Annotated in this window: 20 protein-coding genes and 2 pseudogenes; 8 read left to right on the forward strand and 14 right to left on the reverse strand. The window is 70.5% G+C overall.

Translation table 11 applies throughout. The features are described from left to right. The first annotated feature begins 201 nt into the window (after positions 1-201). A complete protein-coding gene (locus F0344_RS20275) occupies positions 202-2,730 on the forward strand; it encodes an ATP-dependent Clp protease ATP-binding subunit (RefSeq protein ID WP_185300125.1) in 2,529 nt (842 codons plus the stop codon). 83 nt (positions 2,731-2,813) lie between these two features. Here F0344_RS20275 and F0344_RS20280 read toward each other — a convergent pair whose 3' ends face one another. Genes F0344_RS20280 through F0344_RS20285 form a run of 3 tightly spaced genes read right to left on the reverse strand, consistent with a single transcriptional unit; the run spans position 2,814 to position 6,543 of the window. Then, positions 2,814-5,063, reverse strand: a complete 2,250-nt coding sequence (locus F0344_RS20280; protein ID WP_374940160.1) for an NACHT domain-containing protein — start codon at positions 5,061-5,063, stop codon at positions 2,814-2,816. Beyond that, positions 4,976-6,157 carry a serine protease gene (locus F0344_RS35980; protein ID WP_258050023.1) on the reverse strand — a complete coding sequence of 394 codons (1,182 nt, stop codon included), beginning with the start codon at positions 6,155-6,157 and terminating at the stop codon, positions 4,976-4,978. Before F0344_RS35980 ends, F0344_RS20280 begins: the two co-directional genes overlap by 88 nt. Then, entirely contained in the window at positions 6,154-6,543 is a 390-nt protein-coding gene (locus F0344_RS20285) for a trypco2 family protein (RefSeq protein WP_185300126.1), read from the reverse strand. The genes F0344_RS35980 and F0344_RS20285 overlap by 4 nt, the downstream gene beginning before the upstream one ends. A 454-nt stretch (positions 6,544-6,997) precedes the next feature. On the opposite strand from F0344_RS20285, the gene F0344_RS20290 reads away from it, so the two are divergent. After that, on the forward strand, positions 6,998-7,768 hold the full coding sequence (locus F0344_RS20290; RefSeq protein WP_185300127.1) for a M23 family metallopeptidase: 771 nt from the start codon (positions 6,998-7,000) through the stop codon (positions 7,766-7,768). A 7-nt stretch (positions 7,769-7,775) separates the two neighbouring features. Here F0344_RS20290 and F0344_RS20295 read toward each other — a convergent pair. The 8 genes and pseudogenes from F0344_RS20295 to F0344_RS20330 all read right to left on the reverse strand — a co-directional run. Next, positions 7,776-7,916 (reverse strand): annotated as a pseudogene (locus F0344_RS20295) (TetR family transcriptional regulator); the annotation flags it as partial. Positions 7,917-7,933: 17 nt separating this feature from the next. Beyond that, positions 7,934-9,475, reverse strand: coding sequence for a two-component system sensor histidine kinase CseC (gene cseC, locus F0344_RS20300; RefSeq protein WP_374940161.1), 1,542 nt, complete (start codon positions 9,473-9,475; stop codon positions 7,934-7,936). Further along, complete coding sequence (gene cseB, locus F0344_RS20305) at positions 9,364-10,077, reverse strand: two-component system response regulator CseB (RefSeq protein ID WP_185300129.1); 714 nt, start codon at positions 10,075-10,077, stop codon at positions 9,364-9,366. The genes cseC and cseB overlap by 112 nt, the downstream gene beginning before the upstream one ends. Positions 10,078-10,107: 30 nt before the next feature. Next, positions 10,108-10,521 (reverse strand): annotated as a pseudogene (locus tag F0344_RS20310) (hypothetical protein); the annotation flags it as partial. 94 nt (positions 10,522-10,615) lie between these two features. Then, complete coding sequence (locus F0344_RS20315; RefSeq protein WP_258050003.1) at positions 10,616-11,956, reverse strand: IS110 family transposase; 1,341 nt, start codon at positions 11,954-11,956, stop codon at positions 10,616-10,618. Positions 11,957-12,147: 191 nt separating this feature from the next. Continuing rightward, positions 12,148-12,519 (reverse strand): hypothetical protein, encoded by a 372-nt coding sequence (locus F0344_RS20320; RefSeq protein WP_185300130.1) that lies wholly within the window; start codon positions 12,517-12,519, stop codon positions 12,148-12,150. After that, positions 12,507-13,127, reverse strand: coding sequence for a SigE family RNA polymerase sigma factor (locus F0344_RS20325; protein WP_185300131.1), 621 nt, complete (start codon positions 13,125-13,127; stop codon positions 12,507-12,509). Before F0344_RS20325 ends, F0344_RS20320 begins: the two co-directional genes overlap by 13 nt. A 143-nt stretch (positions 13,128-13,270) precedes the next feature. After that, positions 13,271-14,173 (reverse strand): A/G-specific adenine glycosylase, encoded by a 903-nt coding sequence (locus F0344_RS20330; RefSeq protein ID WP_185300132.1) that lies wholly within the window; start codon positions 14,171-14,173, stop codon positions 13,271-13,273. 231 nt (positions 14,174-14,404) lie between these two features. Here F0344_RS20330 and F0344_RS20335 point away from each other — a divergent pair, with 231 nt between their 5' ends. Together F0344_RS20335 and F0344_RS20340 are read left to right on the forward strand one after the other, a co-directional pair. Beyond that, positions 14,405-15,226, forward strand: coding sequence for a hypothetical protein (locus F0344_RS20335; protein WP_258050284.1), 822 nt, complete (start codon positions 14,405-14,407; stop codon positions 15,224-15,226). Positions 15,227-15,397: 171 nt separating this feature from the next. Then, positions 15,398-16,756: an IS4 family transposase gene (locus F0344_RS20340; protein WP_258050263.1), complete on the forward strand. Its 1,359-nt coding sequence runs from the start codon at positions 15,398-15,400 to the stop codon at positions 16,754-16,756. Between the two features lie 360 nt (positions 16,757-17,116). Here the strand turns inward: F0344_RS20340 and disA are convergent, their stop codons facing one another. Then, on the reverse strand, positions 17,117-18,241 hold the full coding sequence (gene disA, locus F0344_RS20345) for a DNA integrity scanning diadenylate cyclase DisA (protein ID WP_185300133.1): 1,125 nt from the start codon (positions 18,239-18,241) through the stop codon (positions 17,117-17,119). Between the two features lie 80 nt (positions 18,242-18,321). Further along, the gene (gene radA, locus F0344_RS20350) at positions 18,322-19,734 is read right to left on the reverse strand and encodes a DNA repair protein RadA (RefSeq protein ID WP_185300134.1); all 1,413 of its coding nucleotides are present in this window, start codon (positions 19,732-19,734) and stop codon (positions 18,322-18,324) included. Positions 19,735-19,905: 171 nt separating this feature from the next. On the opposite strand from radA, the gene F0344_RS20355 reads away from it, so the two are divergent. Beyond that, on the forward strand, positions 19,906-21,681 hold the full coding sequence (locus tag F0344_RS20355; RefSeq protein ID WP_445585676.1) for a BACON domain-containing protein: 1,776 nt from the start codon (positions 19,906-19,908) through the stop codon (positions 21,679-21,681). A gap of 33 nt (positions 21,682-21,714) precedes the next feature. Here F0344_RS20355 and F0344_RS20360 read toward each other — a convergent pair whose 3' ends face one another. Beyond that, positions 21,715-22,557: a hypothetical protein gene (locus F0344_RS20360; protein WP_185300136.1), complete on the reverse strand. Its 843-nt coding sequence runs from the start codon at positions 22,555-22,557 to the stop codon at positions 21,715-21,717. Positions 22,558-22,597: 40 nt separating this feature from the next. Between F0344_RS20360 and F0344_RS20365 the strand changes: the two genes are divergently transcribed. From F0344_RS20365 to F0344_RS20375, 3 genes are all read left to right on the forward strand, one after another. Then, positions 22,598-23,545, forward strand: coding sequence for a Ppx/GppA phosphatase family protein (locus F0344_RS20365; RefSeq protein WP_185300137.1), 948 nt, complete (start codon positions 22,598-22,600; stop codon positions 23,543-23,545). Between the two features lie 91 nt (positions 23,546-23,636). Next, positions 23,637-24,449 carry a sugar phosphate isomerase/epimerase family protein gene (locus F0344_RS20370; RefSeq protein WP_185302790.1) on the forward strand — a complete coding sequence of 271 codons (813 nt, stop codon included), beginning with the start codon at positions 23,637-23,639 and terminating at the stop codon, positions 24,447-24,449. Beyond that, on the forward strand, positions 24,446-25,063 hold the full coding sequence (locus F0344_RS20375; protein WP_185300138.1) for a TetR/AcrR family transcriptional regulator: 618 nt from the start codon (positions 24,446-24,448) through the stop codon (positions 25,061-25,063). The genes F0344_RS20370 and F0344_RS20375 overlap by 4 nt, the downstream gene beginning before the upstream one ends. The last annotated feature ends 71 nt before the right edge of the window (positions 25,064-25,134 follow it).

Below are 25,134 nucleotides of genomic sequence, written 5' to 3' on the forward strand. Positions count from 1 at the left end.
TGGCGAAAGGGGTATCTGTCTGGCCTGCGGGAACATCGTCTCCCACCATCGGGTTGGAGCAGTTGTCGGCGTTCCGGGCAGGAGGCCAAGAACGGGTGTCGGCAGTTGGAATGAGCGGTCCCCGCTTGCGGGACTAAGCTGCGGAAGGACAGGGAGGGGACCGACCCCTTACTGCCTGACCGCTCTGAGGAGCGATTAACGATGTTCGAGAGGTTCACCGACCGCGCGCGGCGGGTTGTCGTCCTGGCTCAGGAAGAAGCCCGGATGCTCAACCACAACTACATCGGCACCGAGCACATCCTCCTGGGCCTGATCCACGAGGGTGAGGGTGTCGCCGCTAAGGCCCTGGAGAGCCTCGGGATTTCGCTCGAGGCGGTCCGCCAGCAGGTGGAGGAGATCATCGGTCAGGGCCAGCAGGCCCCGTCCGGACACATCCCCTTCACCCCCCGAGCCAAGAAGGTCCTGGAGCTCTCGCTCCGCGAGGCCCTTCAGCTGGGCCACAACTACATCGGCACCGAGCACATCCTGCTCGGCCTGATCCGCGAGGGCGAGGGCGTCGCAGCCCAGGTCCTCGTGAAGCTGGGCGCCGACCTGAACCGGGTGCGGCAGCAGGTCATCCAGCTGCTCTCCGGGTACTCGGGAGGCAAGGAGGCGGCCACAGCAGGCGGCCCCGCGGAGGGCACGCCCTCCACGTCCCTGGTGCTCGACCAGTTCGGCCGGAACCTCACCCAGGCCGCTCGTGAATCCAAGCTCGACCCGGTGATCGGGCGTGAGAAGGAGATCGAGCGGGTCATGCAGGTGCTGTCCCGCCGTACCAAGAACAACCCGGTTCTCATCGGCGAGCCCGGCGTCGGCAAGACGGCGGTCGTCGAGGGCCTGGCACAGGCCATCGTCAAGGGCGAGGTGCCCGAGACCCTCAAGGACAAGCACCTCTACACGCTTGACCTCGGCGCCCTGGTCGCGGGTTCCCGCTACCGCGGTGACTTCGAGGAGCGTCTGAAGAAGGTCCTCAAGGAGATCCGCACCCGCGGCGACATCATCCTGTTCATCGACGAGCTCCACACCCTGGTGGGTGCGGGCGCCGCCGAGGGCGCGATCGACGCCGCGAGCATCCTCAAGCCCATGCTGGCGCGAGGCGAGCTCCAGACCATCGGTGCCACGACGCTCGACGAGTACCGCAAGCACCTGGAGAAGGACGCCGCTCTCGAGCGACGCTTCCAGCCCATCCAGGTCGCGGAGCCGTCGCTGCCGCACACCATCGAGATTCTCAAGGGCCTGCGCGACCGTTACGAGGCCCATCACCGGGTCTCCATCACGGACGAGGCGCTGGTCCAGGCCGCGACGCTGGCCGACCGGTACATCTCGGACCGCTTCCTGCCGGACAAGGCGATCGACCTGATCGACGAGGCCGGTTCCCGGATGCGCATCCGCCGGATGACCGCGCCGCCGGACCTCCGCGAGTTCGACGAGAAGATCGCGGGTGTCCGTCGCGACAAGGAGTCGGCGATCGACTCCCAGGACTTCGAGAAGGCGGCGTCTCTCCGCGACAAGGAGAAGCAGCTGCTGGCGGCGAAGGCCAAGCGCGAGAAGGAGTGGAAGGCCGGCGACATGGATGTCGTCGCCGAGGTCGACGGCGAGCTCATCGCCGAAGTCCTGGCCACGGCCACCGGCATCCCGGTCTTCAAGCTGACGGAGGAGGAGTCCTCCCGTCTGCTGCGCATGGAGGACGAGCTCCACAAGCGTGTCATCGGGCAGAAGGACGCCATCAAGGCCCTTTCGCAGGCGATCCGCCGTACGCGAGCCGGCCTGAAGGACCCCAAGCGCCCCGGTGGCTCGTTCATCTTCGCCGGTCCGTCCGGTGTCGGTAAGACCGAGCTCTCCAAGACGCTCGCCGAATTCCTCTTCGGCGACGAGGACGCACTGATCTCCCTCGATATGTCGGAGTTCAGCGAGAAGCACACGGTTTCCCGTCTCTTCGGTTCGCCCCCCGGCTACGTGGGGTACGAAGAGGGCGGACAGCTCACCGAGAAGGTGCGCCGCAAGCCGTTCTCCGTCGTCCTCTTCGACGAGGTCGAGAAGGCCCACCCCGACATCTTCAATTCCCTGCTCCAGATTCTGGAAGACGGTCGCCTGACCGACTCCCAGGGCCGGGTCGTGGACTTCAAGAACACGGTCATCATCATGACGACCAACCTCGGGACCAGGGACATCTCCAAGGGCTTCAACCTGGGCTTCGCCGCCCAGGGCGACGTCAAGACGAACTACGAGCGGATGAAGGTCAAGGTCAACGAAGAGCTCAAGCAGCACTTCAGGCCCGAATTCCTCAACCGCGTCGACGACACGGTCGTCTTCCACCAGCTGACCGAGGAAGACATCATCCAGATCGTCGACCTCATGGTCGACAAGGTGGACGAGCGTCTCAAGGACCGCGACATGGGCATCGAGCTCAGTGCCGAGGCCAAGGCGCTCCTCGCGAAGAAGGGCTACGACCCCGTGATGGGCGCCCGGCCGCTGCGCCGGACGATCCAGCGGGAGATCGAGGACATCCTCTCCGAGAAGATCCTTTTCGGTGAGCTGCGCCCCGGTCACATCGTGGTCGTCGGTACGGAAGGCGAGGGCGAGGAGAAGAAGTTCTCGTTCCGCGGCGAGGAGAAGTCGGCACTGCCCGACGTTCCTCCGATCGAGCAGGCGGCAGGCGGCGCCGGCCCGAACATGACGAAGGACGTCTGACGGCGTCGTAGTCAGCAGGTACGAAGGGGCTGCCCCGGACCGTTCACCGGTTCCGGGGCAGCCCCTTTTCCGTGGCTGCCCGGTCAGAGCGTGACGTCGACGCCCTCGTCGCCGACGATCTCCGAATGCGCGCCGTTGACGGTGACCCGGCAGCCGGGCAGGGCCCGGAGGGGAGCCAGATCGAGTGGGTGCGGCGGATTCGGTCCGAGCCGTATCCGGAGCGAGGTCAGGGACGGAAACGTCCTGACGATCGCATCGAGTTCGCTGCCGTGCAGGGACTCGAAGCCCAGGCCGGTGATGTGGGGGAGGGGCTCCCCGGCGAGGAGCTGGTGCAGCGCGGGCGCCGAGAGTTCGAGGTCGGAGAGGCCGGGACTGGTGCTCAGGGCCCTGGACAGCCCGGTGGTGGGGGATTCGTTGTGCAGTTTGAGCGAGGTCAGTCCCTTCCACGCATCGAGGCCCGCCATCTCGAACGGCCGGTTGAGCTGGAGCGTCAGGCTGGTGACCAGCGGATGCGTGGGGAGGTCGCCCAAACGGTCCGCCGACATCGAGGTCAGCGTCAGTGAGCGCAGGCTGCTGAGCGAGCCCAGCGGCTCCAGAGCGTGATGGGGCAGCTCCTGGGCGTCCAGTAGTAGATCTGTGAGCGCACTGAGACCGACGAGGGGCCCCAGGGTCGCGATGCGGGGGCACTCCTTGATGGACAGCACGGTGAGCCGGTCCCCACAGGCGTTGAGGAAGGACAGGTCCGTGAGTACGGAGTTGAACGCCAGGCGCACCAGCCTCGGACGGACCGCCTGTGCGAACGATCCGAGATCGGTGTCCGTGAAGGGGCCGAGCAACTCCACGAAGACCAGCGCGGGCGTGTGGCGCAGCGAGGCGAGCTGGGTCGTCGTGGCGACCGGCAGCACGGTGCTCCGCGGATCGATCCGGGTCAGGACCTCTCTCGCGTACGGCTCCGCGGGGTACTGGGACCAGCCCCGCGCGAAGTCCGGACCGGTGGACGGGTACGCCTCCACCCACTCCCGCGCGTACGGGACGGCTTCGGCCCCGCCGACCGCGTTGATCAGACGCGTCACCTGAAACAGGGTGTCCGTGTCCTCCGGGACACTGCCCGGCGCCGGTAAGAGGGCCAGGGCCGCCGTCTCGAGCCTGGCCAGGACCGGCACGTGCTCGAATCCGTGGGGCGGGAAGAGGTCCGCGGTGTGCCGGCGGACGCGTTCCCTGACCGACCCGTCCAGCCAGGTCGCATGCTGCTCGCACAGGGCCGCCAGCACATGGAGCTGTGTACGGGCGAGCGAGCCCTTCGCCTCCGCCAGGCCCGCATCGAGCAGCCCTGTGACCAGGAGCGGCAGCTCGCGCCGTCCGCAGTGCCCGGCGGCCAGCAGGATCACGTCCTGCCACTGTTCCTCGGCCGCGTGCCCCAGCAGCTCGTTGAGGTGGTCGTCCTCGACCAGCTCCTTCGAGGCCAGGAAGTCCTGGAAGGTGCGGTGGGCGAACTGGTAGGTGTCGTCGGTGCGTTCCTGGAGGAGACCGCTGCGGTTCAGCAGGTGCGTCAGGATCGCCTCCGGGGGGCCCTGCGCGCGTACGCGTTCCATGCCGGACAGGGCGCGGGCGAGCTGGCGCAGGGCCTGGTCGCGGGAGAACTCCGACTGCCCCTCGCGCACCAGCCACACCGCGATGCGCTGGAGCAGCTGGATCTGCTCCTCGACATCCATCGTGATGCCCTCGGGGGCGTCGATCTTCCGGCGTTTGTCGCGATTGCCGAGCAGCATGTCGAGCGCCGAGCGGTAGAGCTTCCAGCGAGTCTCCGGCAGGAATCCCTGGCGCCTGCGGTGCAGGGCGCAGATCACGGCGCAGAGCAGGGGAGTGCGGGCGAGGTCGCGCAGGGCGGTGTTCTGGGTGAAACGGTGCGTGAGGTCCTGCTCCAGCTCGGTCAGGTGCTCATGGTCGTCACCGTCCAGCCGGGCGGCCCGGTGCCACGCCCCCACAAAGGACCGGATGTCCTCGTTCCGCATCGGCAGGAGCCGTAGCTCCTCGAAGTCCTGCGACCTCAGCCAGTCCGGAGCGACCGCCAGTGGGCGTACGGTCGCCACGCACCGGACGTCGGGGTAGCGCTCCAGTAACTGGGCCAGCCAGTCGCGGGCCTCGTCGCGGTCGTCCGGCGGGACCTCGTCCAGGCCGTCGACCAGCAGCAGCGCGCGGCCGGACGCCAGGACCCGGCCCGCCCAGCCGTCCGGCGGGTCGTCGATCACCAGCCGGGCAGCGGCGGGCAGCCCGGCCGGCCCGGGGAAGGTGCCGCCCCGGGCGCGCAGGGTGCGCAGGGGGACGACGACCAGCCGTCCGGCGGGTCGTCGATCACCAGCCGGGCAGCGGCGGGCAGCCCGGCCGGCCCGGGGAAGGTGCCGCCCCGGGCGCGCAGGGTGCGCAGGGGGACGACGAAGGGCACCAGGCCGTTCAGGGCGTCCAGCCGCCGGGGGAGGGTGCGCGCCGCGGCGTGTGCGGCCAGCCACCAGATCAGGGTGGTCTTCCCGGCGCCGGCGTTGCCCCGCAGCAGCACCCGGGGGCGGTCGGAGAGCAGGGCGTCGATGCGTTGCGGCACCGACGGCGTGTGCTGCCCCGCGCTGTCGTCGGGAGGCTGGGCCTCCAGACTCAGATACGCGGTGTCGAGGTCCCACTCGGTCTCGTTCCTGTTCAGCTCGTCGAGACCGAACACCTTCGTACGCCGGTAGGCGGCACCGACCGAGGCCGCGTACTCCTCCTCGTACTGCCGGTCCCTGGGGTGCTGGCCGTGCACCTTCTCGTACCGCAGGCGCGTGCCGGTGGTCTGCTCGTACAGGGTGTGCAGTGGCCGGGAGGAGAGCGAGGAGAGCGGGACGCACTCCACCCGGCTGCCGCCGCGCTGCCGGGGGATCTGGCGGGCCACCCCGAGGAGGACGTCCCCGGCGAAGACCGGGCCCCCGGACAGGCCCCGCAGCGCGGGGACACCGTGCTCGTCGGTGGCCGGGGGCGGGCCGTCGAGTTCGCAGACCATCAGGCTGCACATCCGGCCCGCCATCGGCAAGACCGTGGCCGTGTACTGGTCGGTCTCCAGATGGCCCCCCGGGCCGTACCGCTGGACGGCGGGGAAGCCGGTGATCTCGCAGTCGTGGAGCGCCTGGCCGCTGTCGAGGGTGCCCATCCGTACGGGTGGGACGGCCAGCACCGGTTCCGCGGTGAGGAGGAGGGCGGCATCCCGGTCGTGGTCGATCCAGGCGACCGTCGCCTCCCTGTGCCCCGTCAGGCCGGGATGCGCCACCCGGCTCCGGCCGCTGCCCCTGACCACATGGGCGCAGGTCAGCACCAGCCGGCCGGTGAGCAGGACCCCGCTGCCCTGGACGGAACCGGTGCCCAGCACCACGACCGTGCGGTCCCCGGGCTGTACGTCCCTCACGGGCGGCCCTGCCCGTGGCCCCGGCCGAAGTGGTCCGTGCCGCCGGGGTCCTCGTGCCCGATCTCCCAGGCGCCGCCGGTCACCGCGTTGCGCGGGGTCAGCGTGAACGCGACCTTGTGGGTGCGGGCCGTCGACAGGGACGCGTCGGTGCCCGCCTCCACCACCCACGCCTTGACCTTCGCGCCGCCCTTGGCCTCCTTGCGCAGCTCCAGCGTGAACTCCATCTGGATGTCACCGACCTCGAAGGAGACGGGCCGCCCCGTGGCGCGCGTGGCGGCGTCGATGAGCTGGTTGCGGATGGACTCGACGGCGTCGGCGAGTTCGATGCCGTGGGCGTCGTGGGCGTCGTGGGCGTCGTGGATGTCGTCGGTGTCGCCGTCGGCCATGGTGTCCCCCCGCGCTTGCCTGCTTTTCCCGTCAGCGTAGTCAGCCCGCAGGCCGAAGGTCCCGAAACGGACAGCCTTTGGGCCCACCGGCGGTGACAAGGCGCACAGCCCCTCAGGGGCCTACTAGCCGCCTTAGGAGGAGTGGCCGTGTCGCGGGAGGGGCTTTCGGCCCGGATGGCGAGGGATCGTCGGGCGAAACAGCCTGATGTGCCCGGAAGGCCGCCCCTTGTCCGTTTGGGGCTGTTTCGAACTGGGCTTAAACCCGATCCCGACCATAGTTTCCGGAGCGTCGCGAGGGGCTGCCGATGGGACCGTCGGCAACGAATTCCCGGCCCCCCTGCTACGGCTTTTCTTCGTAGATGAGGTGTTTGAACCGGGATGGGGGTGCGGGTTACCAAGGTGGAGCACGTCCGGCAGAACGCCGGTTCACCTCACCACCGGAGGACTTCCCCGTATGTCGAAGCGCGTTACGTTCCAGCAGTCCGCCCGCCCGTCCCTGTCCCGAGTCCGTGGCACCGTGGTCGCCGCTTCCGTGGGTGCATCGATGGTGCTCGGTGCGGGCGCGGCGTTCGCGGCCTCCGGTACGGCCAACACCACCGGTACCGCGGTTCTCGCGGGTGCCGCCGACTCCGTCGCCAGGCAGGCCGAGGCGCAGAGCAAGGCGGCCTCGTCCGCGAAGAAGGCCGCGGCCGAGAAGTCGGCGAAGGCGAAGGAGGCGGTGGAGAAGAAGGCCGCCGCCGCCAAGAAGGCCGCCGCCGCCAAGAAGAACGCCGCCGCCAAGAAGAACGCCAAGAAGAAGAACGCTTCCTCCTGGGAGGCCCCCGTCGAGAAGTACACGCTGAGCGCCAGCTACGGCACCGGCGGCGCCCGCTGGGCCGCGAAGCACTCCGGCCAGGACTTCGCCGTCCCGGTCGGTACCAAGGTCGAGGCCGCGCACGCCGGCACGGTCGTCAAGGCAGGCCCGAACGGTGGCGGCGACGGCCCCGCGTACGGCAACGCCGTCGTGATCAAGCACTCCAACGGCAAGTACTCGCAGTACGCGCACCTGTCGACGATCAACGTGAAGATCGGCCAGACCGTGAAGACGGGCCAGAAGATCGCCCTGTCCGGCAACACCGGAAACTCCAGTGGTCCGCACCTCCACTTCGAGATCCGGACCACCCCGAACTACGGTTCCGCGCTCAACCCGGTCGCGTTCCTCCGCTCGGTGCAGGTCTCTCTCTGACGCGGACCTATGCGTGAGGACCCGGGTCGTGTGCCTGGGTGACCAGTTCGAAGGCGACCTCGAGGACAGCACTTCGCTTCTCCTCGGGGTCGCCTTCGACGTCTCTGAGGGCGAACATGCCGGCGTGCATCGTCAGGAGGTCGCTGATGGGCGCACCCGGGAAGGTCACCGGGCCCGCCCGGTCCCCGTTTTGCCCTCGGTCTCCGGACGGGCCCGGTCCTTCGAGCCCGCCCGCTGCCTCCGGACCCGGTCCCGCTTACGGAGACCGTCGGGACGGCGCTGCTCCACCGCCTTGAGGACCGGGAAACTGCCGGTGTCCGTCGGCGCGTGCTCCGGAAGCCACAGCACGGCGACCGCGCCGCCCGCCCCCTCGGCCCCGTCCTCCCGTGCCGTGTTGCGGAACGTGAGCCGCGCGCCCAGGACCCGCGCCTGGCCCGCCGCGATCGTCAGCCCCAGCCCGTGCCCCTGCCCTGCCCGGTCGCTGCTCCCGGTACGGAACCGGCTCGGCCCCTCCCGCAACAGCTCCCCCGGGAACCCCGGCCCGTGGTCGCGTACCCGCACCACGCGGCCCTCGACCGTGACCTCCACCGGCGAGGCCCCGTGCTTGGCCGCGTTCCCCAGCAGGTTGCCCAGAATGCGTTCCAGGCGCCGGGGATCGGTGGAGACCCACGACTCGTGGATCACCCGCACCACGACGGCGGGGCCCAGCAGGGCGATCCGCCGGGTGACGAACTCCCCCAGCTGCAGTTCCTGGAGCTCCGCCCGTTCCGACGCGCTGTCCAGCCTGGCGACCTCCAGCACGTCCTCCACCAGCGTCCGCATCGCCTGCGCCCGGTCGCGTACGAGCTCGGTGGGGCGCCCCGGCGGCAGCAGCTCGGCCGCCGTGAGAAGCCCCGTCACCGGCGTACGCAGCTCATGGGCGATATCCGCGGTGACCCGGCGCTCCGCCTCGATGCGCTCGTTCAGCGCGTCCGTGAGCGCGTCCACCGCCCCGGCCAGCTCATCGGTCTCGTCGCGGACGACCCCGCCGACGGCCTCCCTGACCCGTACCTCCGTATTGCCCTGCGCCACCTTGCCCGCCGCCGCGGCGGCCTTGCGCAGCCGGCGCGACAGCTGTCCGCCGATCAGCACACCCAGCGCGGAGCCGCCCACCACGGCGGAGAGCGAGCCGATGATCAGAGCCCGGTCGAGGTCGCTCATGATCGTGGCGCTGCGGTCGGCGAAGGAGGTGTGCAGCGAGAGGATGTCGCCGTTGGCCAGGGGGACGGCCGCCCAGACGTCGGGCACGCCGTTGTCGTACTCGTCGACATGGGTGGCACGGCGGTTGCCGCGGACCTCGTCGCGCAGGCTCGGCGGCATCGACGGGTCGTTGAGCTTCGCACCGAACTTGGGCGTCTTGTTCTTGGCGTTCGTCGCCTCGTACAGCCGCTGCGCGAACAGGAGCCGCTCCAGCTGGACCTCGCGCGCGTTCTCGATCATCGAGACACGTGCCGCGTTGTGGACGACCAGGCTCAGCGACACCGCGACGAGCGCGCCGACGGCGGCGATCGCGATGCTGATCTTCCAGCGGACTCCGGTCCGCAGGGCCCGCCCCGTCATGCTCTGAGCTTGTAACCGAAGCCGCGGACCGTCTCGATCCGGTCCTGCCCGATCTTGGTCCGAAGCCGTTGCACATGGACGTCGACGACCCGGGTGTCCCCGCCCCAGCCGTAGTCCCATACCCGCTCCATCAGTTTGTCGCGCGAGAGCACGGTGCCGGGTGCGGCGGAGAACTCCAGCAGCAGCCGCATCTCGGTGGGCGTGAGGCCCACCTGCCGGCCCTCGCGGCGTACTTCCATGCCCTCGGTGTCGATCTCCAGGTCACCGAAGACGAGCAGTCCGCCGACCCCGTACGGCGACTCGGTGCCCGTGCCGCCCTGCTGCCCGCCCCTCCCGGCCGCATGACCGAAGCGCCGCAGCACGGCACGGATGCGGGCGACGAGCACCGCGCCGTCGAACGGCTTGGTGACGTAGTCGTCCGCCCCGGCCTCCAGGCCGAGCACCACGTCGATCGAGTCGGCGCGTGCCGACAGCATGATCACGGGCACGGTCGACTCGTCCCGGATGCGCCGGCACAGGCTCACCCCGTCCAGCCCCGGCACCATCACGTCGAGGAGGGCGATGTCCGGGCGGTCGGCCCGGAACGCCTTTAGTCCGGAGAGGCCGTCGGGCATCGCGGTGACGACGAAACCGTCCCGCTCCAGCGCGAGCTGGGTGGCCTCGCGGATCACGTCGTCGTCCTCGACGAAGAGGACGTGGGTCTCGGCCATGCGACTGCTTTCCGTACGGTCGGTTGTCGGTCAGTTCCTGGACGGCTCGACCTGCGCGGGGAGCTCGCCCACCCCACTGCTGACGGCCCGGTTGAAGTCGTTGTGCACCCGGTCGCGCTCGCTGAACCGGTCGTCCGCCCAGCGGTAGGTGATCACTTCCTCGCCGGACGGGTACGCGACCGAGTCCTTCGATCCGTACACCTGCGTCGTCACCACCAGATCACCGCGGTCGATCGTGCCGTAGACCGCGGGCATCTCGGCCGCGAAGACGTTCTCGTACGAGCCGTCGTCGCGCGGCCGGTAGACATAGGTGCCGAGGCCGACCGAATCACCGCAGGTCAGCACGTTGACCACGACGTCGGCCGCAGGGCCGTCGGTCAGTGATCCGTACGAGGTGTCGACGGGGTACTCATCCCCGGAGCAGGGCCGCAGATCGCCCCTGACCGGAAAACTCAACGGTCAGGTGGGTATGGCGGGGTAGCCCCTCGGCGGTGACGGTCGGGGGGCTGTTTCGGTGCGGTGCGGGTGGGTTCGTGTGTCAGGCGGTTGCCGGGGTGAGGGTGACGTCGTGGCCGAGGGCCTTGAGTTGGCGGACGAGGTCTCGGCTCTTGCGGTTCGGGTCGAGATTGCGGGTGTGGAAGTCGGCTCCGAGGTCTCGGTAGCGGGCGGTCGGGTCGTTCATGAGGTGCCAGACGGACACCAGGATGGAGCGGGCGACGGCGACGAGGGCTTTCATGTGGCCTCGGCGTTTGACGATCCTGCGGTAGCGGGCGCCGAGGAAGGTGTCGGTCCGTGCGGCGGAGATCGCTGCTTCGCCGAGGGCGCCGCGGAGCCAGGGGTTGCCCTTGCCGGTGGGCCCGGAGGTGTTCTTGCCACCGGACTGGAGGGTGCGCGGGGAGAGTTTCGCCCAGGACACCAGGTGTCCGGCGGTGGGGAAGACCGACATGTCCGGGCCGATCTCGGCGAGGATGACCTGCGCGGTATGGGGGCCGACGCCGGGGATCTCGTCGAGGCGCTCGGTGTCGGTGATCGGCATGAGGGTGCCCTGTCCGGGGCCTTCGCCGTCCTCGGCGGTGGACAGCTCGGCCAGGCGCACGGTGATACGGGCGGTGAGCTTGTCGATCTGCACGGTGAGGTAGTCGACGGTGTCCAGCAGCATCCGGCACATGAACCCGTGATGCTCTTCGAATCGGCCGGTCAGGGCCTCGGCCAGGGTGGCGTGGCTGGCCTTGATCGTGCCGTGGGCGAGGTCCGCCAACGCCTTCGGACTGCGTTCGCCCGCGATCAGGGCTTCCAGCATCGCGCGTCCGGAGACGCCGAAGATGTCGGAGATCACGGTGGACAGCTTGATCTGGGCGTCCTCGAGGAGTTTCTCGGTGCGCTGCTTGTGGCGGGTGCGCTCATGGGTCATGACCGCCCGGGCCCGGGTCAGGTCGCGCAGTTCACGGACTGGTTTCGGGGGCACGAACGAGGGCCGGAGCATGCCGCGTTCGGTGAGTTTGGCCAGCCAGACCGCGTCCAGGCGGTCGGTCTTGGGCCGGCCGGGGACGTTCTTGACGTCACGGGCGTTGACCAGCCAGCACTCCAGACCACGCGATTCCAGCAGAAAGAAGTACGGCTTCCAGTACGTCGAGGTGGCCTCCATCACCACCCGGGTGACGCCCTGGCAGATCAGGTGGTCGGCCAGGTCCAGGATCGCGCCGCTGGTCGCGACGGTGTTGAAGACCCGCTGCACGCGCTTGCCGGGCTTGTCCTCGTGCGGCATCCGCACACACACCATGCCCGACGCCTTGGCGATATCGATCGCCGCGACACGGGCCACGAGCTCCTCGGCCTGCTCGATCTCCTCCATGCCACCACTGTCGTCGGTGTCCCTCATGCGCCACTCCCAAGCCTTGATCCGTACGGGATGACGCCTGCCCAAGGGGCCGCGGGGGGAGCGAGAATCTGACCGGCGTGCTCGATGGCAACAGTGCGTGGCCCCTCTGCGGCCCCGGCACCAGACTGACCTACGGGCTCAACGTCCCAACGAGCTACCGGCATCGGCGGGCAGGCGCCGCAGCCATGTTTTCACGCCAGCAAGGCGCACCCGAAGGGAACAGAGAGACTGACCTGTGGGCTCACCTTGGAGTCCCGCTTCAGGAGCGCCACGGCGTTCACCCGCCGGGTGGGCTGCGCCGTCGTCGCGGGCGAGGCGAGCGAGGGCGAGACCTGGGCGACCGCCTGCGAACCGGCCGGTCCCTCGTCCCGCGTGCCCGTACCGCCCGCGGAGCAGCTGACGCCGAACAGCGCGAAGGCGGCGAGCCCGGCCATCGCCGTGCTGCTCGCCGCCAGTCCGGCACGGACCCCGGTGCGCCCGCGCGCCGCGCGGGCCGTTCCACGCCCGCCGTCCGGTGCGCCGCCGCCGTCCGTGCCGTCAGCGCTGTGTCTCAGGCCGCGCACCGCTCCCGCCCCCGCTCGTCGTGACGCCCGTCGTGCGGCGCCGGTGTGTGCGCACGCACCGGCGCTCCGGCCGTACGGTTCGCGGCTGCCTCGCGGCTGCGGGCCTCCTGGCTCGCCGCCTCACGGCTCTCCAGTTCCTGACGAAGTCGCGCCAGCGCCCGGTGCAGCGTGCTCTTCACCGTACCCGCCGACATCCCGAGAGCCGCGGCCGTCTCCTCCGTGCTCATCTGCTCCCAGTGTCGCAGTACGACGACACTGCGCTGCTTGGGAGCCAGCACGCCCAGGACGTCCATGAGCAGGGCACGGTCGGCGCGCTGCTCCGAACCGTCCTCGACGCTCGCGTCGGGAAGCTGCTCGGTGGGGACCTCTTCGAGCTTGCGGGCCCGCCACCACTCCGTACGCGTGTTGATCATGACGCGGCGCAGGTAGGCGTCGGCGAGGGACTTGTCGGCGATGCCGTCCCAGCGGCCGTACGTACGCACCAGAGCGGTCTGCAACAGGTCCTGGGCGTCCACGGGGTCGGGAACGAGACGCCGTGCACTGCGCAGCAGGGCGTCCTGCCGGGTACGTACGTAGTCCTCGAATGCGAGCACCTCGCCCTGCGCCATTACAACCGCCTCCGTCCCCGTGGATCCCCGTCTTCACTGCTGTCGGAGACGCTACGGAGGCGTTGTCACGAGGCTGTCCGGAGCAGCCATACGCGGACGCACGGCTGCCCATCGGTTGTGTAACAGCGACAGGTTCGATCCGGCTAGGTCAGCGGCAGCCGGTACTGGCCGTCCGCCAGCGGTTCCACCAGTCCGTCGGCGACCAGTCCGTCGAGTGCCCGCGCCCGCTGTACGGGCTCGTCCCACACCGCGTCGAGCGCGGACTGCCCGACCGGTGCCACCGTCTCGCGCAGGACGGCAAGGAGCCGTCCCCGAACCTGCCGGTCCGTACCGGCGTACGTCTGCCCGCGGCGCGGCGGCCCCTGGTGTGCGGGCTTACCTGCCAGCAGCCAGGCGCACTGCCCGGAGATGGGGCACTTCGAGCAGTCCTCGTTCTTCGCGGTGCACACCAGCGCACCGAGTTCCATCGTCGCGGCGGCCCAGCGCGCCGCACGCTCGTCCTCCTCGGGGAGCAGCGCCCGTGCGAGCTTGCGCTCGGCGGCGGTGGTCGCGTTCGGCGGGTACTGGATGCCGGCCGCGGCGCGGGCGAACACCCGGCGGACGTTCGTGTCGAGCACCGCGTGGCGTTGTCCGTACGCGAACGAGGCCACGGCCGCCGCCGTGTACTCGCCGATGCCGGGCAGTGCCAGCAACTGGTTGTGCCCGCTCGGTACGTCGCCGCCGTGCCGTTCCGTTATCGCCTGTGCGGCCCCGTGCAGGCGCAGGGCCCGGCGGGGGTAGCCGAGGCGGCCCCAGGCACGGACCGCTTCCCCCGGCGCGTCGGCGGCCAGGTCGGCGGGGCGCGGCCAGCGGGCCACCCACTGCTCGTACACGGGGAGAACGCGGCTCACCGGGGTCTGCTGCAGCATGAACTCGCTCACCATCACACCCCAGGCGCCCGCTTCGGGGCGGCGCCAGGGGAGATCGCGGGCGTGCTGCTCGAACCACCCGATGACGGGGGTGTGGAGGGATGCGGGGGGCGTGTGTGTCGAAGTCGTGGCAGTCATCGCACCGACGATCCTGGCATGGAAGGGCGGGCGATGGTCACGGGCGCAGGGGTGTCGCACTCCCGGAGCGCCCAGCGGATGACGACGCCACCCGTTCTGTCCCCCTGTGCCCGCGCCCGGCACCTCGTTTTGAGACGTTCCGTGATGATGATCAGCAAAACTTGGTGATCGGAGCGGCGGGTGGGGCGGGAGTCGGGCCGGATCTCTCGTAGAGTTTGCGCCGTGGGATCTATGCGCAATCCGGTCGGGCCGCTTCCCTCCTCCATCTACTGGCGACGGAGGGCAGTTGCGGCATCGCTGATCGCGCTGCTCGCCTTGCTGGTCGTATGGGCCGTCACCTCCGGCGGAGGCAACGGGGACACGGGTGACGCGAAGGCCAACGGCCCTGATCCCGCCCCCTCGATCACACCCGGACCTTCGGGCTCGGGCCCCGCGATCAGCCAACAGCCGGGCGGACGTGACGAGTCCGGCTCCGGCGAGGACGCGGGCTCGGACGGCAGCAACGGCGATACGGAGCCGCGCGGTTCGGGCGGTGCGGCTGGTTCCGGCGGTGCTTCGGGCAGCGCTTCCGGCTCTGCTTCCGGCGGCTCATCGGGGTCCGCCTCGGGGTCCGCTTCGGGTGCCGAACAGGTGCCGGCCGGTTCGTCGCTCCCCGACTGCAAGCCCGCGGCGCTGACGCTGAGCCTGAAGTCGGCGGTCAGTTACGGCCCCGACGACAAGCCGGTGTTCCGGCTGATCGCCAAGAACACCTCGGCCTCCGCCTGCAAGGCCGACCTCGGCCCGAAGAACACGGTGCTCACCATCACGGAGGCCGGCGGCGAGGACGACCGGATCTGGTCCTCCGAGGACTGCCCGGCCGGGCCCGGCCACCTGTACCTGAAGGTCCCGGCGGGTGCGACGATCGTCCACACGGTGGAGTGGGACCGCAGGAAGAGCAGCCCCCGGTGCGCGTCCGCCCCGACGACGGAGGCGGGCCCCGGCACCTATCTCCTGGAGGCCAGGGCTCCGGGAGAGCCTCTCCAGCGAGCGTCTTTCGTCCTGCCGAAGGACTAGCCCCAATGCCGTTCGGTTAGGGGTTCGGTCAGCGGCGCAAACTCTCGGCGTTTCGGCTGGTGATACGGGTGCAGCCCCTGTAGTGGTTCTCGGGTCCGCCAAGACTCGTGTTCCTCCACAAGGGCTGCAGTGTCTGATTCTGTCATTACGCATGCCCCCGGTGTCTTTGCCGTGGGGCACTTGGGCGAGTTGACCCAGGTTGTCCCGTTCGATCTCGTCGACGAGGCACTCGCATCCGCAGGTGGTCTGCAGCAGCGGGTTCGACGGCTGCCGTCGCGGGTGGTGGTCTACCTCCTGCTCGCAGGCGCACTGTTCACCGGGCTCGGCTGGACCGGGATCTGGTCCCGGCTGACCGCCTCACTGCCCGCGCCGCTGCCCGTGCCAGCGGGTTCATCGATCACGGCCGCGATGCGACGGGTCGGCCCCAAACCATTGAAAGCACTGTTCGACCTGGTCAAAGGCCCCGCAGCGGTGACCGCGACACAGACGACACGGTTCGCGGGCAGGCTGGTCGTCGCGATCGACGGAACCCAGCTCGCCCTGCCGGACACACCCGCGAACCTCGCGGTGTTCCCCAAGGCGAAGGCAGGACAGAACGGGCCGGCCGGATACCCGATGCTGCGCCTGGTCACGCTGGTGGCCTGCGGGACCCGAACCCTCATGGACGCCGTCTTCGGCACCGACGCGACCGGCGAGCTGACCTACGCCCGAGACCTGATCACCACCGCGGGCACGACCGGAGCACTACGGCCCGGGACGCTGCTTCTGGGTGACCGGAACTTCTCAGCCACCGCCTTCGTGCGCACGGTCGCGTCCACGGGCGCGGACTTCCTCATCCGCGCCAAGACCCACAGCACCGCGCTCAAGCTGCCGATCCTGCGTCGTCTGCCCGACGGAACGTTCCTGTCCCGCATAGGCGAAGTCACCGTCCGCGTCATCGACGCCACCATCACCCTCGCCCCCACCGACGGCGCCGACAAGCGTCCCGCCACCCACAGCACCTACCGGCTCGTCACCAGTCTGCTCGACCCCGACGAGGCACCCGCCACCGCTCTGGTCAGGCTCTACCGCGAACGCTGGGAGATCGAGACCAGCTACTGCGAGCTGAAATCGACCATCCTCGGCGGCAGAGTCCTGCGCGGCCGCTACCCGGCAGCCGTCACCCAGGAAACCTGGGCGCTTCTGGTCGCCTACCAGGCACTACGCACCGCGATGAGCGACGCCGTCCTGCACCGGCCCAACATCGACCCCGACCGCACCGCATTCACCATCGCGCTGAACACGGCACGTGACCAGATCATCCGTGCCGCCGGCATCATCCCCCACACCAGGATCGACCTCGTCGGCCGGATCGGCACCGCCATACTCAACGGCCTCCTACCCGCCCGCCGAGACCGGTCCCGGCCCCGCGTGAAGAAACGAGCGATCAGCTCCAAGTACCGCGCCGTCGGCCGCAACATCGACCACCGCACCCACAGGACCACCGTCCACATCGAGATCAACGCATTGCCAAGCCCACCGGACGGCTAACCGAACGGCATTGGGACTAGGTCCTGTCTGGAGTTCCCCCGCGGCGTCGCGGCGTCCGGCACCGCCGCCTCCGGCGTTGTCGTCAGTCGCGAGGGCTCCGCCATCGCTCCCTCCTCCGCCTTGGATTCGACGGCACCGGACGCCGCTCCTTCTCCCGCGCTGGAACTCCAGACAGGACCTAGCGCCGGCCGAACCGGCCCGGCCGGGGCTTCCAGGACGGAGGCGGCTGCCGACGCACCGGCACCCGCCTCACCCCGCCGCTCCCTCGGACGCACCGCTCAAGAACCGGACGCCGCTGAAGAATCAGGCGCCCGCTCAAGTACCAGGCGCCCGCTCAAGTACCAGGCGCCCGCCCAAGAATCAGACGTACCGCTCGAGAATCGACGACTCCGCAAGCCGCGAAAGCCCCTCGCGCACGCTCCGGGCCCGCGCCTCCCCGACCCCGTCGACCGTCTGCAGGTCGTCCACGCTCGCGGCAAGCAGCTTCTGCAGACCGCCGAAGTGCTCCACCAGCCGCTCGATGATCGCCCCCGGCAGCCGCGGCACCTTCGCCAGCAGCCGGAATCCGCGCGGCGACACCGCGGAGTCCAGCGTCTCGGGCGAGCCGCTGTACCCCAAGGCGCGGGCGACGACCGGCAGTTCCAGCAGTTCCGGATGGGACAGCGCGTCCAGCTCGGTCAGCGCCTCGGCGACCGTACGGGATCGTTTCGCCGTCGGTTCCGGCACGTAGTCGCGCACGACGAGCTCCCGCTCCGGCTCCACGCCCGCGATCAGCTCGTCCAGCTGGAGGGAGAGCAGCCGGCCGTCGGTGCCCAGCTCCACCACGTACTCGGCGATCTCCGTCGCGATCCTGCGGACCATCTCCAGGCGCTGGGCGACGGCCGTCACGTCCCGGACGGTCACCAGGTCCTCGATCTCCAGCGCGGAGAGCGTGCCGGCGACCTCGTCCAGCCGGAGCTTGTACCGCTCCAGCGTGGCGAGCGCCTGATTGGCACGCGACAGGATCGTGGAGGACTCCTCCAGGACCCTGCGCTCCCCGTCCACGTACAGCGCGATCAGACGCATCGACTGCGACACCGACACGACCGGGAAACCGCAGGCCTTCGAGACCCGGTCCGCCGTGCGGTGCCGGGTGCCGGTCTCCTCCGTGGGGATCGACGCGTCCGGAACCAGCTGCACGCCGGCCCGCAGGATCTTCGTCATGTCCTTGTCGAGGATCAGCGCACCGTCGAGCTTGCACAGCTCACGCAGCCGCGTAGCGGTGAATTCCACGTCCAGCACGAATCCGCCGGTACACATGGATTCGACGGTCTTGTCCATGCCGAGAACGATCAGCCCGCCGGTATTGCCCCGGAGGATGCGCTCCAGACCGTCCCGCAGGGCCATTCCGGGCGCGACCGCGCTCAACGAGGCGCGCATCAGCGCCTCGTTACCGGTGCCTTGGCCGGACTTTCCGGGCGATGCCGCCCGGTCGTTGGCTGCCACTGCACTCCTCCGGTCACAGGTTTGCGATGCCCTTGCGTCCCTCATACCGTTCGTACGGGCGGGCGAGACCAGGGCAAAGTCTACCGGCGCGCGTTGTCCTCCTGTGGTCCCTCCGGACGAGACCGGCGCGGGAGCACTCTGAGGGCATCGCCTATATCGGCGACTTCCGTGACTTTCATACCGGACGGCACCTTCCCCGGGTCGCTCGGCACGAGTGCGTGCGTGAATCCCAGGCGGTACGCCTCGGCCAGTCGTCGCTGCACCCCCGTCACCCGTCTGACCTCGCCCGCAAGGCCCACCTCACCGATCGCGACGAGGTTCTTGGGGAGCGGGGTGTCGCTCGCCGCACTGGCCAGGGCCAGGGCGATCGCCAGGTCCGCGGCGGGCTCGGTGAGCTTCACACCGCCGACCGTCGCACTGTAGATGTCCCGCTTGCCGAGGGCGCTGATCCGCCCCCTCTGCTCCAGAACGGCCAGCATCATCGACACCCGGGACGTCTCCAGACCGGAGGTCGTGCGCCGGGGCGAAGGGATCTGGGAGTCGACCGTCAGCGCCTGCACCTCGGCGACCAGCGGCCGCTTGCCCTCCAGTGTGACCGTCAGGCACGTCCCGGGAACCGGTGCGTCGCGACGTGTGAGGAAGAGGCCCGAGGGGTCGGCGAGGCCGGTGATCCCCTCGTCGTGCAGTTCGAAGCAGCCGACCTCGTCCGTGGCCCCGTAGCGGTTCTTGACGCCCCGGACGAGACGGAGACGGGCGTGGCGGTCGCCCTCGAAGGACAGCACCACATCGACCAGGTGCTCCAGGAGCCGGGGCCCGGCGATCGTGCCGTCCTTCGTGACATGGCCCACCAGCAGCGTCGCCATGCCACGCTCCTTGGAGGCCCGGATGAGCGCCCCGGCCACCTCCCGGACCTGCGCCATACCGCCGGGCGCACCCTCGATCTCGGGGGAGGCCACGGTCTGTACGGAGTCGAGGACGAGCAGGGACGGCTTGACCGCGTCGAGATGGCCGAGGACGGCCGACAGGTCGGTCTCCGCCGCGAGGAAGAGGTGGTCGTTGATGGCCTTGATCCGGTCGGCGCGCATCCGCACCTGACTCGCGGACTCCTCGGCCGTGACGTACAGCGTGCGGTGGTCCGCGCTCGCAGCCTTGGCCGCCACGTCCAGCAGCAGTGTCGACTTCCCGACGCCCGGCTCACCCGCGAGCAGCACGACGGCGCCCGGCACGAGCCCCCCGCCCAGGACGCGGTCGAGCTCACCGACGCCGGTCGAACGGGCGGTGGCCTGCCGGCTGTCGACCTGGCCGATGGGGACGGCGGCGGTGGAGACGCGTCCCGCAGCCGTCGTGCGCACGGCAGGGGCACCGCCGAATTCCTCGACCGTCCCCCATGCCTGGCATTCGGGGCAGCGGCCGAGCCACTTGGCGGTCGTCCAGCCGCACTCGGTGCAGCGGTAGGACGGCCGGTCCTTCGCGGATTTCGTACGGGCAGCCATGGCGCCACCGTATAGGTGGGGTCCGACAGTCCCGACCGGCGCAGGGGCGCACGCGGGGCTTCCGCCAAAAACCGGAACCGCTGTCCTCTTTTGAGGGATACGTTCACCCGTAAGGATTAAATGTGGTCAAGAGGTACTAAGGGTGTGCCTCCCCCTGCCTACGGTCGCCAGGTGACGAGCACCAGGCTGGAGACCCCCGCACACACCACCGGCGCACACCGGGCGCACCGCCGCGCTCCCCACTCGTCGGCTCAGCGACCGCCCGCACGTTACGAACCCTGTCTCGACGGCCTGTTCACCTACTGCCTCTCCGTCCTGTGCGATCACGAGGCGGCTACGGAGGCGCTCGGCGAGGTCCTCGTCGTCGCCGAACGGCAGGAAAGCCGGTGCCCGGCCGGTGAGGAGGAACGTAAATCCTGGCTGTACGCCCTGGCCAGATGGATGTGCCTGCGCAAGCTCGCCGAGCGCAAGCGCGGCCGCCAGGCCCACCGCCGGCCGGCCGGAGGGGGAGCGCGACCCACGCGCCGCGCGTCCGGGAAAGCACCGGAAGTCCCCGCGCCCGCCCCCTCGGGACCCGAGGAAGCGGCCGTACCCGCGCCTTCCGAGTCCCCCGCCGCCGAAGCGCGCCGCCGCGAACTCGCCCAGCTGGCCTGGCCCGAGGCCGCGGGCACCACCCCCGAGCAGCGCGAAGCACTGGAACTCGCGGTGCGCCACCAGCTCACCCCGCGCGCCGTAGCCGCCGTCCTCGGCCTCGACCCGGTCGTCGCCCGGGAACTCCTGGCCGCCGCCGCCTGCGAGGTGGAGCGGACCCGCGCCGCCCTCGCTGTCGTCGAGACCTGCAACTGCCCCACCGTCGCCAGGCTCACCGGCGACCACCAGGTCCTGCTCTCCGCCGCCCTGCGCCGCGAGCTCGTCCGGCACGTGGACGACTGCCCCCGCTGCCGCCGCGCCGCCGAACGGGCCGACGCCGGGGGCCCCTGGCCCGGTGCGGCCGTCGGCCCCACCGCCGCGCTCCCGGTCGTCGGGGCGCCGCTTCCCTCCGTCCAGGTCGCCATGGCGCACGCCCAGCGGTCCAGGTCGGGCGGCCCGCGCTTCGACCGGGCGGGTTTCCCGCTCGACCCCAAGGACCACGCCGCCCGCCGGGACCGGCTGCGGGCCCGGGTCCTGACGACCACGGTGGTCGCGACCGTCGTCGCCGCACCCGTGATCGCCCTCTGGGCCGCGTACCGGGGGGCGCCGCAGACCGGCGAGGGCCATGCCGGGTCCTCGGTCGCCGCGACGGAGAGGGACGGCGCGGGCGGTCTCGAGGGCGAGGCGTACGACCAGTACGAGAACGCGGGCAACGCCCGCCCCGACAAGAACGGCCGCTTCACCCCCGGCGCCCGCACCCCGGACGTCTCCGCCGAGGTGATCAGCGCCGACGGCCGGCACGGTCCCGGCAGCCTGGCCGTCACGGCCCGTACGTCCGGTGACCTCACGACGATCACCCTCACGGCCTCCGGCAGCGAACAGGTCTCCTGGACGGCCTGGGTGGACGCACCCTGGCTCCACCTCAGCAGCGCGTCCGGCACGCTCGCCCCCGGCCGGAGCGTCACGCTCCGGGTCACCGTGGACCACGCCGCCGAGCCGGACGGACCGTGGCGCGCACGGGTCGGCCTCGACCCCGAGGGAACCGTCGTAGTGATCGACGGGTACGGGGCCACGGCGCCGCCCTCGTGGGACCCGACAGGCCCCCCGAAGCCCCCGCCGTCCGGGCCGACGGAACCCACGCGGACTCCCACGCCCACCGACCCGACGCCGTCCCCGAAGCCCCCGCAGCCCCCGACTCACACGGACCCGGCACCGACGCCCACGCCGACGGAGCCGACCGACCCGCCGTCGTCACCCGGCCCGAGCGACACGACCACGCCCACGGACCCCGGGGACGAGCCCGACGACCAGGGATGATCCCGCGGGCTGACACAGAGCCCGCGAATCACCTCAGCCCGTGGGGTCCGCCGGGTGCGGCGCCATCGGCAGGAGCGAGGAGAGCCGCTCCTCGCACAGCTCGACCAGGCGGTCGTACGCCTGCCTGCCCATCAGCTCGACGAGCTCCGGCCGGTAGGTCACGTACACCGGATCCCCGGCCCCGTGCGCGGACGTCGCCGAGGTGCACCACCAGTGCAGATCGTGTCCGCCCGGCCCCCAGCCCCTGCGGTCGTACTCACCGATCGACACCTGGAGTACCCGGGTGTCGTCGGGCCGGTCGATCCAGTCGTACGTACGCCGGACCGGCAGCTGCCAGCACACGTCCGGCTTCGTTTCGAGGGGCTCCTTGCCCTCGCGCAGCGCCAGGATGTGCAGGGAGCAGCCGGCGCCGGCCGCGAAACCGGGCCGGTTCTGGAAGATGCAGGAGCCCTCCCAGCGCCGGGTCTGCCGCTCACCGTCCTCGTCGACGCCGACCCAGCCCGTCTCCGTGCCGACGTCGTGGAACTGCCACAGGTCAGGCGTCAGCCGGGCGACGTGGCCGGCCACCCGCTTCTCGTCGTCCTCGTCGGAGAAGTGAGCGCCCAGCGTGCAGCACCCGTCGTCCGCGCGGCCCGCCTGGATGCCCTGGCAGCCGCTGCCGAAGACGCAGTTCCACCTGGACGTCAGCCAGGTCAGGTCGCAGCGGAAGATCTGCTCGTCGTCCGCCGGGTCGGGGAACTCGACCCAGGCCCGCGCGAAGTCGATCCCCGTCTCATCGGACCCTGCGGGTCCCTTGGTTTCTGGCTGCTGCGTCTCCCGCTTCGTCTTCTGTTTCTTCGTGACTTTGTCCGGCTTCGCCTTTTTCGTCTTTGGCACGCGCCAAGAGTAAGTCCGTGGGAGCAGTAGCGTTCCGGCTATGAGACTCGGAGTCCTCGACGTGGGATCGAACACTGTTCATCTGCTGGTGGTGGACGCTCACCCCGGCGCCCGCCCGCTGCCCGCGCATTCGCACAAGGCGGAGCTCCGGCTGGCCGAGCTTCTCGACGCGGACGGGGCGATCGGTCCGAAGGGCGTGGACCGGCTCGTGTCGACGATCGCCGGAGCCGTCCTCGCGGCCGAGGACAAGGGCTGCGAGGACGTGCTGCCCTTCGCCACCTCCGCCGTGCGGGAGGCGACCAACGCCGACAAGGTCCTGGCGCGGGTACGGGACGAGACGGGGGTGGACCTCGCGGTCCTCAGCGGTGAGGAGGAGGCGCGCCTCACGTTCCTCGCGGCCCGCCGCTGGTTCGGCTGGTCGGCGGGGAAACTGCTCGTCCTGGACATCGGCGGCGGCTCGCTGGAGGTGGCGTTCGGCATCGACGAGGAGCCCGACGCCGTGGTGTCGCTGCCACTGGGCGCGGGGCGCCTCACCGCGGCCTGGCTGCCCAGTCACCCGGCGGACCCGCTGGAGGTCAAGGCGCTGCGCCGCCATGTGCGGGCCAGGATCGCCCGGAGTGTCGGAGAGTTCACCCGTTTCGGCGGCCCCGACCATGTCGTCGGCACCTCCAAGACCTTCAAGCAGCTCGCCAGGATCACCGGCGCCGCCCGCTCCACGGAGGGCCGGTACGTACAGCGCGTCCTCACCCGCAAGGCGCTGGAGGAGTGGGTCCCCAAGCTGGCGGCGATGACGATCGAGCAGCGGGGCAGGCTTCCCGGGGTCTCCGAGGGCCGCTCCGCGCAGTTGCTGGCCGGGGCTCTGGTGGCCGAGGGGACGATGGACCTGTTCGGCGTCGAGGAACTGGAGATCTGCCCCTGGGCGCTGCGCGAGGGCGTCATCCTGCGGCGGCTGGACCACCTCCCCGCAGAACGGGTCGCTTTGAACTGACAGGGCCACCCGCCATGGCCCTGGTCACTTTCGGTCAAGATCTCCTGGCGACACGCACCGCTGCCCGTACCCTGTTCTGGTGGCAGAACCAGTGGTGCGCGTTCCGGATGCGAAGGTCGCCCTGTCGACTGCTTCGGTCTATCCGGAGTCGACGGCGACGGCCTTCGAGATCGCCGCGCGCCTGGGCTACGACGGTGTCGAGATCATGGTCTGGACCGACCCCGTAAGCCAGGACATCGAGGCGCTGAAGCGGCTCTCGGACTACCACCAGGTGCCGATCCTCGCGGTGCACGCCCCGTGTCTCCTCATCACGCAGCGGGTCTGGTCCACCGACCCCTGGGTGAAGCTCCAGCGGGCGAAGGCGGCGGCGGAGAAGCTCGGGGCGTCGACCGTCGTCGTGCACCCGCCGTTTCGTTGGCAGCGCAACTACGCACGCGACTTCGTCACCGGCATCTGGCGCATGGCCGACGAGACGGACGTCCGCTTCGCCGTCGAGAACATGTACCCGTGGCGCTACCGGGACCGCGAGATGCTCGCGTACGCCCCCGACTGGGACGTCACCAACGACGACTACCGGCACTTCACGGTGGACCTCTCGCACACCGCCACCGCCCGCACCGAGGCGCTGGCCATGGTCGACCGGATGGGCGACCGGCTCGCGCACATCCACCTCGCCGACGGCAAGGGGTCGAGCAAGGACGAGCACCTGGTGCCGGGCCGCGGCGACCAGCCCTGCGCTCAGCTGCTGGAGCGGCTGGCCCACACCTCCTTCGACGGCCATGTCGTCATCGAGGTCAACACCCGCCGCGCCATGTCCTCCGCCGAACGTGAGGCCGACCTCGCGGAGGCGCTGGCCTTCACCCGGCTGCACCTGGCGTCGGCGGCGCGGGCACCCCGCGCATGACACCGGACACCCCCGCCCCCCGCCGCCGGGGGCGTCCCTCGCGTACGGCGGAGACCACCGGCCCGGACGCCCGTACCCGCATCCTCGAAGCCGCCCGCACCGAGTTCGCCGAGCGCGGCTACGACAAGACCTCGGTCCGGGGCATCGCCAAGGCCGCGGGTGTGGACGCCGCACTGGTCCACCACTACTTCGGTACGAAGGACGAGGTCTTCGCCGCGGCCATCGAGGTCTCCTTCGAGCCCGCCCTGGTGATCCCCGCCGTCCTCGGCGGCCCCCCGGACGAACTGGGGGAGCGGCTGGCCCGCTACTTCATCTCCGTCTGGGAGAACCCGGTGACGCGCGCCCCCCTGCTGGCGGTCATCCGTTCCGCCCTCACCCACGAGGCGGCGGCGAAGGTGCTGCGGGGCTTCGTGCTGCGGCGGCTGCTGGAGCGGATCGCGGCGGAGCTGGACGTACCCGATCCGACCTTCCGCGCGGAGCTGGCCGCCTCACACATGATCGGCATCGCGATCCTGAGATACGTCATCCAGGCCGAACCGCTGGCGTCGGCGGACCCGGAGAAGATCATCGAGATGGTGGCCCCGACGCTGCAGAGGTATCTGACCGGGCGCTGAGCGTTTCCAGCCCCGCGCAGCGGCTCGGACCGCCGCCCATCCACCGGGCACCGCATCCCGCATTCCGGACA

The organism is Streptomyces finlayi, assembly GCF_014216315.1.
In the GTDB taxonomy this organism is placed as follows: Bacteria; Actinomycetota; Actinomycetes; order Streptomycetales; family Streptomycetaceae; genus Streptomyces; species Streptomyces finlayi_A.